At 73.6% G+C, this 7,120-nt stretch carries 10 protein-coding genes; 6 read left to right on the top strand and 4 right to left on the bottom strand.

The features are described from left to right. The 3 genes from ACWCXH_RS18970 to ACWCXH_RS18960 all read left to right on the top strand — a co-directional run. The coding region (locus tag ACWCXH_RS18970; RefSeq protein WP_449802588.1) for a chaplin at nt 1-117 on the top strand (117 nt) is incomplete at its 5' end. Between the two features lie 109 nt (nt 118-226). After that, on the top strand, nt 227-499 hold the full coding sequence (locus ACWCXH_RS18965; RefSeq protein WP_449802562.1) for a chaplin: 273 nt from the start codon (nt 227-229) through the stop codon (nt 497-499). Nucleotides 500-612: 113 nt separating this feature from the next. Then, on the top strand, nt 613-1,002 hold the full coding sequence (locus tag ACWCXH_RS18960; protein ID WP_449802561.1) for a hypothetical protein: 390 nt from the start codon (nt 613-615) through the stop codon (nt 1,000-1,002). 70 nt (nt 1,003-1,072) lie between these two features. Here ACWCXH_RS18960 and ACWCXH_RS18955 read toward each other — a convergent pair whose 3' ends face one another. Beyond that, nucleotides 1,073-1,729 carry a hypothetical protein gene (locus ACWCXH_RS18955; RefSeq protein WP_449802560.1) on the bottom strand — a complete coding sequence of 219 codons (657 nt, stop codon included), beginning with the start codon at nt 1,727-1,729 and terminating at the stop codon, nt 1,073-1,075. A 315-nt stretch (nt 1,730-2,044) separates the two neighbouring features. Between ACWCXH_RS18955 and ACWCXH_RS18950 the strand changes: the two genes are divergently transcribed. The 3 genes from ACWCXH_RS18950 to ACWCXH_RS18940 all read left to right on the top strand — a co-directional run bounded on the left by ACWCXH_RS18950 (nt 2,045) and on the right by ACWCXH_RS18940 (nt 3,308). Further along, nucleotides 2,045-2,389 (top strand): rodlet layer protein, encoded by a 345-nt coding sequence (locus tag ACWCXH_RS18950; protein ID WP_449802559.1) that lies wholly within the window; start codon nt 2,045-2,047, stop codon nt 2,387-2,389. Between the two features lie 87 nt (nt 2,390-2,476). Further along, a complete protein-coding gene (locus tag ACWCXH_RS18945) occupies nt 2,477-2,821 on the top strand; it encodes a rodlet layer protein (RefSeq protein WP_449802558.1) in 345 nt (114 codons plus the stop codon). A 220-nt stretch (nt 2,822-3,041) separates the two neighbouring features. Further along, nucleotides 3,042-3,308 carry a hypothetical protein gene (locus tag ACWCXH_RS18940; protein WP_449802557.1) on the top strand — a complete coding sequence of 89 codons (267 nt, stop codon included), beginning with the start codon at nt 3,042-3,044 and terminating at the stop codon, nt 3,306-3,308. A gap of 65 nt (nt 3,309-3,373) precedes the next feature. Here ACWCXH_RS18940 and hemB read toward each other — a convergent pair whose 3' ends face one another. The 3 genes from hemB to hemC all read right to left on the bottom strand — a co-directional run bounded on the left by hemB (nt 3,374) and on the right by hemC (nt 7,079). Further along, nucleotides 3,374-4,354: a porphobilinogen synthase gene (gene hemB / locus ACWCXH_RS18935; protein ID WP_449802556.1), complete on the bottom strand. Its 981-nt coding sequence runs from the start codon at nt 4,352-4,354 to the stop codon at nt 3,374-3,376. 71 nt (nt 4,355-4,425) lie between these two features. Further along, the gene (locus ACWCXH_RS18930) at nt 4,426-6,075 is read right to left on the bottom strand and encodes a uroporphyrinogen-III synthase (RefSeq protein ID WP_449802555.1); all 1,650 of its coding nucleotides are present in this window, start codon (nt 6,073-6,075) and stop codon (nt 4,426-4,428) included. Continuing rightward, nucleotides 6,072-7,079, bottom strand: a complete 1,008-nt coding sequence (gene hemC, locus ACWCXH_RS18925) for a hydroxymethylbilane synthase (RefSeq protein ID WP_449802554.1) — start codon at nt 7,077-7,079, stop codon at nt 6,072-6,074. Before hemC ends, ACWCXH_RS18930 begins: the two co-directional genes overlap by 4 nt. Nucleotides 7,080-7,120 lie beyond the last annotated feature (41 nt).

Raw genomic sequence — 7,120 nt, 5'->3', positions numbered from 1 at the left:
TCCGGCAACCAGATCCAGATCCCGGTGCACATCCCGCTCAACCTGTGCGGCAACACCCTCGGCGCCACCGGCCTGCTGAACCCGGCCTTCGGCAACCACTGCGCCAACCTCGGCTGACCCGGCGGTCGCCGCTGCGGCGACCGCCGACTCACCGAGCCCGTGCCGCGCTCCGCAGCGCCGGGGCGCGGCACGCTCCACCCGTGTGTGATCGAGGAGATCAACCCCCATGCAGAACGTGAAGAAGGTCGCTGTCCTCTCAACCGCCGCTGCCGGCCTGGTACTGGGCGCGGCGGGCTCCGCCGCCGCCAGCTCGAGCGCGGAGGGCGTGGCCGCCGGCTCCCCCGGTGTCGTTTCCGGCAACCAGATCCAGATCCCGGTGCACATCCCGCTCAACCTGTGCGGCAACACCCTCGGCGCCACCGGCCTGCTGAACCCGGCCTTCGGCAACAGCTGCGCCAACGTGGAGGTGCACCCGAAGCCCGAGGACGACTGCCCCTGATCGGCACACGCTCCGACCGTCCTGCCCCCCGTCCAGCCGGCCGGGGGGCAGTTCGGCATCCCCGGACGGCCGGTGGCCGACCGGGGCCCCGATCCACCGAAGGGTGATTCCACATGGTTTCGATGGTTTCGAAGAAGAGCGGGGCCGGCCTCGTCGCCGCCGTCGGCACCGCGGTGCTGCTCGGCGCGGGCTCGGCGCAGGCCGCGACCACCGCGCACCCGGCGCCCGGGGGCAGCCCCGCCACACTGGCGAAGACCGACGTCGGCCAGGCGCTGAAGGGGACGACCTCCGGCCTCGGCTACGGCGTCGCGCCGATCAAGGGCCTGCGGCTGGACCCGTGGGCGAACTCCTCGGCCGACGTGCTCAACAACGGCGCGACCGTCCAGCCCGACCAGGGCCTCGCACCGGTCGGCACCGGCACGGTGACCAACCCGCTGAGCGCGGGCGGCGGCGTCAAGGACCTCCCGCTGGTCGGCGGGCTGACCGGCGTCCTGCCGGGCTGAGCCCCCGCGGACGAGAGCCCGGCTCCTTCCGTCTCGTACGGGGTGCCGGGCTCTCGTGCGTGCGGGCGGCTCAGAGCTGCGTCAGGCCCGCCAGCCCGGTCTGCTGCACGACGCCGGTGGAGGTGGCCGTGGTGGTCGCGGCCAGGTCCCTCACCTTGTCGGTGACGGAGATCCGGTGGTCCTCGTCGCCGAGGGTGGCCTTGGCGCCCGGCACCGCCTGCACCGCGCCGGTGACCAGCCGCGGGTCCACCTCGTCCACCTTCAGGCGGCCGTCGGCCAGCTGGCCGGTGCCGTCCTGGGCGAGCGACAGCGGCTTGCCGAGGGCCAGCCCCGGGGTGTCGGCGCGCAGCGGCGCGGCCGGGGCGTCCAGGACCATCCTGCCGAGGTCCGTGCTCTCGTCCACCAGCGGGACGGGCAGTTCGGCCTTGGCGCCCGGGCCCACCTCGCCGGTGCGCAGCTCGGGGATCAGCCGGTCCGGGATCAGCTCGGTGCCGGTGGTCCTGCCCGGTGCCGACGGCATGACCAGCGAGGTCGGGATGCCCGCCTTGACGTGGCTGCCGAGCGGAGCGAGCGGGATGTCCGCGGGGACCTCCCGGGTGACCAGCCCGTCCTCCAGGGCCCCGACCTGGTCGAGGCCGACCGGGGCGGCGCAGGCCGACCCCTGGGAGGCGAGCATGCCCGCACCGACCGCCAGCAGCATCGCGCCGGCCCGCTTGGAGAACTTCATGCTTTTCACCGTTCCGCCTGTCCGTCCTGGGAAGCTTCTGAGGGGGGTCGGCTGCGATACCGGGGTGCCGCAGCCGGAAAGCAATCTGTCTCAACGAGTGAGCTGGAGTGCGGATTGCGGAGATTAACCAATTCGGCCTAATAATCCGACCGCAAACCATTCCCGGACGCGCCTCCCGGACTCTTTTCAAAAATCCCCGTAACCTTCCGTGCCGTCATTCTTTGATCTGGACGTCAGTGACTGCAGACCGGGTCTGAGCGTTCTACGCGTTGTGCGCACGGAAACCAAGAGAGAATTTCAGAGAGGGATCTCCCCATGATCCAGAAGTCCTTCGCCGCCGCCGGCCTGGCCGTCGCCGCGCTGGCCGCCGCCGCCGCGCCGGCCGCTGCCATCGGTGACGCGGACGGCGCCGCCGCCTCCATCGAGGGCAACGGCGGCACCAACTTCACCGGCACCGTCGGGAACAACAGCCCGAACTTCCACTTCCTGGACAACGCGAACATCTGCCTGCCCGAGATCCACAACATCGCCGTCAGCGGCGCCGGCATCGCGCTCCCGGTCGAGATCCCGATCGCCAACAGCGGTGGCAGGCAGTACTGCACCCAGGGCCAGGGCACCCAGAGCCACGGCGACGCCGGCGTCTCCCACCTGGTCGGCTGACGCCCCCCAGAACCGCACTCCCCCGCAGGCCCCCTGAACCACCCTTCGAATCGTTCCCCGATTCACCCCTCGAGAGGAAAACCGGAAATGATCAAGAAGTCCCTCGCCGCCGCCGGCCTGGCCGCCGCCGCCATCGCGATGTCCGCCGGCTCGGCCTCCGCCATCGCCGACTCGGACGGCGCCGCCACGACGGTCCAGGGCAACGGCGGCACCAACCAGACCGGCACCCACGGCAACGGCAGCCCGAACTTCCACACCCTGGACAACCCGAACATCTGCCTGCCCGAGATCCACAACATCGCTCTCACCGCCGCCGGCGCCGCGGTTCCGATCGAGGTGCCGATCCTGAACAGCACCCCGAAGCAGATCTGCAACGTCGGCCAGAACACCCAGTCCTCGGGCGACGCGGGTGTCTCGCACCTGATCGGCTGATCCAGGGGCACGGCACGGACGGAGGGCCTGGGGAGGTTGGTCTCCCCGGGCCCTCCGGGCTGTACGGACGAGGTGTCCGGCGGGCCGCCGAACGGGTGCGGTCCGGCCGGGTGAACGGCCGTCCGGTCCGGCGTGTGGGGCGGTGGACCGGACGGCCGGGAGTGATCACGTGTCAGAGGCGGAGCGCCGGCCGAGGCGCTCCCGAAGAGAGGGCAGAACCATGAAGAGCAAGCTGGCCAAGGCCGCGCTGACCGCCACCGCCGCGCTCGCGCTCGCGGGTGCCGCCACCCCGGCGTTCGCGCACGTGGGCCTGGCGGGCGGTCGCGAGGGCATCGCCTCGGCGGACCCGGTGTTCGCGGCCGAGCGGTGGGCGGCCGTCGCCCACACCTCGCACATCGCCACCGGCGGTGAGGGCTGGGGCGCCGCCACCGCCGAGCGCCTGGCCGGCGGCGTGGAGGGCTTCGCCCACATCCACGACTCCGAGTAGGCACAGCGGCCAAAGGCCGGGCCCTCCTCGGTGGAGGGACCCGGCCTTTGGCCGTGCAGCGGTGACTACGTGAGCATCGCGGCGGCCTCGACCGCCCAGTAGGTCAGGATCTGCCCGGCGCCCGCCCGGCGGATCGAGGTGAGCGTCTCCATGATCATCCGCTCCCGGTCGATCCAGCCGTTCGCCGCCGCGGCCTCGACCATCGCGTACTCGCCGGACACCTGGTACGCGGCGACCGGTACCGGGGAGGCGTCGGCGACCTGGCGCAGGATGTCCAGGTAGGCCATGGCGGGCTTGACCATCACCAGGTCGGCGCCCTCGGCGAGGTCCTGCTCCAGCTCGCGCAGCGACTCGCGGGCGTTGGCCGGGTCCTGCTGGTAGGTCTTGCGGTCGCCCTTGAGCGAGGAGCCGACGGCCTCGCGGAACGGGCCGTAGAACGCCGAGGCGTACTTGGCGGTGTAGGCGAGGATGCCCACGTCCTGGTGCCCGGCCTCGTCCAGCGCCCTGCGGACCACCGCGATCTGGCCGTCCATCATCCCGGACGGGCCGACCAGGTGGACGCCGGCGTCGGCCTGCACGCGGGCCATCTCGGCGTACCGCTCCAGAGTGGCGTCGTTGTCCACGCTGCCGTCGGCGGCCAGCACGCCGCAGTGGCCGTGGTCGGTGTACTCGTCCAGGCAAAGGTCGGACATGACCACCAGGGCGTCGCCGACCTCAGAGACCACGTCCCGGATCGCCTGCTGGAGGATGCCGTCCGGGTTGGTGCCCTCGCTGCCGACGGCGTCCTGCGTCGCCGGCACGCCGAACAGCATGACGCCGCCCAGGCCGGCCTCGGCCGCCTCGACCACGGCCTTGCGCAGGGTGTCCCGGGTGTGCTGGACGACGCCCGGCATCGAGGGGACCGGGACGGGCTCGCTGACGCCCTCGCGGACGAACAGCGGCAGGATCAGCTCCGCCGGGTGCAGCCGGGTCTCGGCGACCAGGCGGCGCATCGCCGGGCTCTGGCGCAGCCGGCGGGGGCGAACGTACGGGAATTCAGCGGACACGGCTTCTCTCTCCGAACGGTGGTGCAGCGCCGGGGGCGACTGGATCGTCGCCCCCGGGTCCCGAAAAGGGGTCAGCGGGCCTTGCGGCGCGAGCCCGGACGGCGCTCGCTGGGCCGGTAGACCGGCTCACCGGCGGCGGTCGCGGCATCGCGGCGCCTGGCCCCGAAGTCTGCCAGCGCCTGGGCCAGCGCGGCCGCCGACGGGGCCGGGGCCATCACGTCGACCCGCAGGCCGTGCTCCTCGGCGGTCTTGGCGGTGGCCGGGCCGATGCAGGCGATGACCGTGACGTTGTGCGGCTTGCCGGCGATGCCGACCAGGTTGCGCACGGTCGAGGACGAGGTGAAGAGCACCGCGTCGAAGCCGCCGCCCTTGATCGCCTCGCGGGTCTCGGCCGGCGGCGGCGAGGCGCGCACCGTCCGGTACGCCGTCACGTCGTCGACCTCCCAGCCGAGCTCGACCAGGCCGGCCACCAGGGTCTCGGTGGCGATGTCGGCGCGCGGCAGCAGCACCCGGTCGATCGGGTCGAACACCGGGTCGTAGGGCGGCCAGTCCTCCAGCAGGCCGGCCGCGGACTGCTCCCCGGAGGGCACCAGGTCCGGCTTCACGCCGAAGTCCACCAGGGCCTGCGCGGTGGTCTCGCCGACCGCCGCGACCTTGATGCCGGCGAACGCGCGGGCGTCCAGGCCGTACTCCTCGAACTTCTCCCGGACCGCGCGGACGGCGTTCACCGAGGTGAAGGCGATCCACTCGTAGCGGCCGGTCACCAGGCCCTTGATGGCCCGTTCCATCTGCTGCGGGGTGCGCGGCGGCTCGACCGCGATGGTCGGCACCTCCTGCGGTACCGCGCCGTACGAGCGCAGCTGCTCGGACAGCCCGTGGGCCTGCTCCTTGGTGCGCGGCACGAGGACGTTCCAGCCGAACAGCGGCTTGGTCTCGAACCACGAGTGCGAGGCGCGGTGGACGACCTGCTCGCCCACCACGGCTATCACCGAGGTGGCCGGGTCGACCGGGGCGGAGACCGGCGAGGGCAGCACCCGGGCGGCCTTCAGGTCGGCCGCGATGCCGGACAGCGTCGAGGTGAAGGTGCGCTGGCGCGTGGTGGTGCCGGAGAGCGTCGCGCTCAGCGCCGCCTCCGGCTTGCGGCCGCCCGAGACCAGCGCGCCGGCGGTGGCGGGCAGCTGGCCCAGCGTCGTGCGGACCACCAGGGTGGTCTCCGGCGCGCCCAGGTCGACCGGGCCGCCGGCCAGCAGCGCCGCGCCGTCGACGAAGCGGACGTCCGTACCGGCGGAGCCGCGCAGCGGGACACCGGCGTAGGCCGGCACGCCGACCGACTGGGCGACGCCCGGGACCACCTCGAAGGCGATCCCGTCGCCCGCGCAGTTGAGCATCTCCTCGGCGGCGCAGCCGTCCAGGCCCGGGTCGCCGTCGACGGTGCGGACCACGTGCTTGCCGGCCCGAACGGCCTCGGCGACCAGCTTGGCCAGGTCGAACCCGGCGCCCTCGGCGCCCGGGGTGTGCACCTGCACGCCGGCCGGGCAGTGGCTGCGCACGGCGGCGGCGGTCAGCGGGTCGGCGACCAGGACGTCGGCCGAGGACAGCACCTCGACCGCGCGCAGGGTCAGCAGCCCCGGGTCCCCGGGGCCCGCGCCCAGGAAGGTGCACCGTCCGTCGGCGGACTGGCCGGCCGGGAACGGGGTGTCGGTGGCGGCGGTGGGGCTCATCGGGCTCGCTCCCCCATCAGGGCGGCCGCGCCCGCGTCGAGCAGCCGGGCGGCCAGCGCGCGGCCGAGGGCCGTCGCCTGCTGCTCGGCGGTCTCGTCGAGGACGATCGGACCGTTGGCGGACATCTTCAGCAGGGTGGCGCCGTCGGTGGTGGCGACCACGCCCTCCAGCCGCAGTTCGTTCGGCCGGCCCCAGGTGGCCAGCCCGGCCACCGGCGCCGAGCAGCCGGCCTCCAGGGCGGCCAGCAGCGCGCGCTCGGCGGCCACCGCGACCCGCGTGGGGGCGTGGTCGAGGGCGGCGAGCGCGGCGGTGAGTTCGGTGTTGCCGGTGGTGCACTCGATCGCGAGCGCGCCCTGGCCGGGGGCCGGGATCATCAGCTCGGGGTCGAGGTGCTGGGAAATCTCGGCGCTGCGGCCGAGCCGGTTCAGGCCGGCGGTCGCGAGCACCACGGCGTCCAGCTCGCCGTTGGTGACGTAGCCGATCCGGGTGTCCACGTTGCCGCGGATCGCGACGGTCTCCAGGGCGGCGCCGCGGGCGGCGGCCCAGGCGTTCAGCTGGGCCATCCGGCGCGGGGAGCCGGTGCCGATGCGGGCCGGGCGGCCGGCGCCGGCCAGCTTCTCCACCAGCTCGTCCAGGGCCAGGCCCTCGCGGGCGACCAGGGCGTCGCGGACGTCCTCGCGCTCGGGAACGGCGGCCAGCACCAGGCCCTCGGGCGCGGCGGTGGGCAGGTCCTTCAGCGAGTGCACGGCGAAGTCGATCCGGCCCTCCAGCAGCGCGTCGCGCAGCGCGGAGACGAACACGCCGGTCCCGCCGATCTGGGCCAGTGCCTCGCGCGAGGTGTCGCCGTAGGTGGTGATCTCGACCAGCTCGACAGCGCGCCCGGTGAGCCTGGTCACCTCGCGGGCGACCATGCCCGACTGGGCCATGGCGAGCGCGCTGCGCCGGGTGCCGAGCCGCAGTGCGGTGGCGGCCGGAGCCTGCTCCGTGATCGGTTGACCATTCATGAGGTGATCGTCCCGGTGGTACTCGTGGGATGGCTGACGGT

The sequence above is a fragment of the Kitasatospora sp. NPDC001660 genome (assembly GCF_053596725.1).
This window is presented reverse-complemented; position numbering and strand designations above follow the sequence as displayed.

Bases quoted from the DNA above. Each gene is read 5' to 3' on its own strand.
- ACWCXH_RS18945 (WP_449802558.1), top strand. From the start codon at position 2,477: ATGATCAAGAAGTCCCTCGCCGCCGCCGGCCTGGCCGCCGCCGCCATC.
- ACWCXH_RS18960 (WP_449802561.1), top strand. From the start codon at position 613: ATGGTTTCGATGGTTTCGAAGAAGAGCGGGGCCGGCCTCGTCGCCGCC.
- ACWCXH_RS18940 (WP_449802557.1), top strand. From the start codon at position 3,042: ATGAAGAGCAAGCTGGCCAAGGCCGCGCTGACCGCCACCGCCGCGCTC.
- ACWCXH_RS18950 (WP_449802559.1), top strand. From the start codon at position 2,045: ATGATCCAGAAGTCCTTCGCCGCCGCCGGCCTGGCCGTCGCCGCGCTG.
- ACWCXH_RS18955 (WP_449802560.1), bottom strand. From the start codon at position 1,729: ATGAAGTTCTCCAAGCGGGCCGGCGCGATGCTGCTGGCGGTCGGTGCG.
- ACWCXH_RS18930 (WP_449802555.1), bottom strand. From the start codon at position 6,075: ATGAGCCCCACCGCCGCCACCGACACCCCGTTCCCGGCCGGCCAGTCC.
- ACWCXH_RS18965 (WP_449802562.1), top strand. From the start codon at position 227: ATGCAGAACGTGAAGAAGGTCGCTGTCCTCTCAACCGCCGCTGCCGGC.
- hemC (WP_449802554.1), bottom strand. From the start codon at position 7,079: ATGAATGGTCAACCGATCACGGAGCAGGCTCCGGCCGCCACCGCACTG.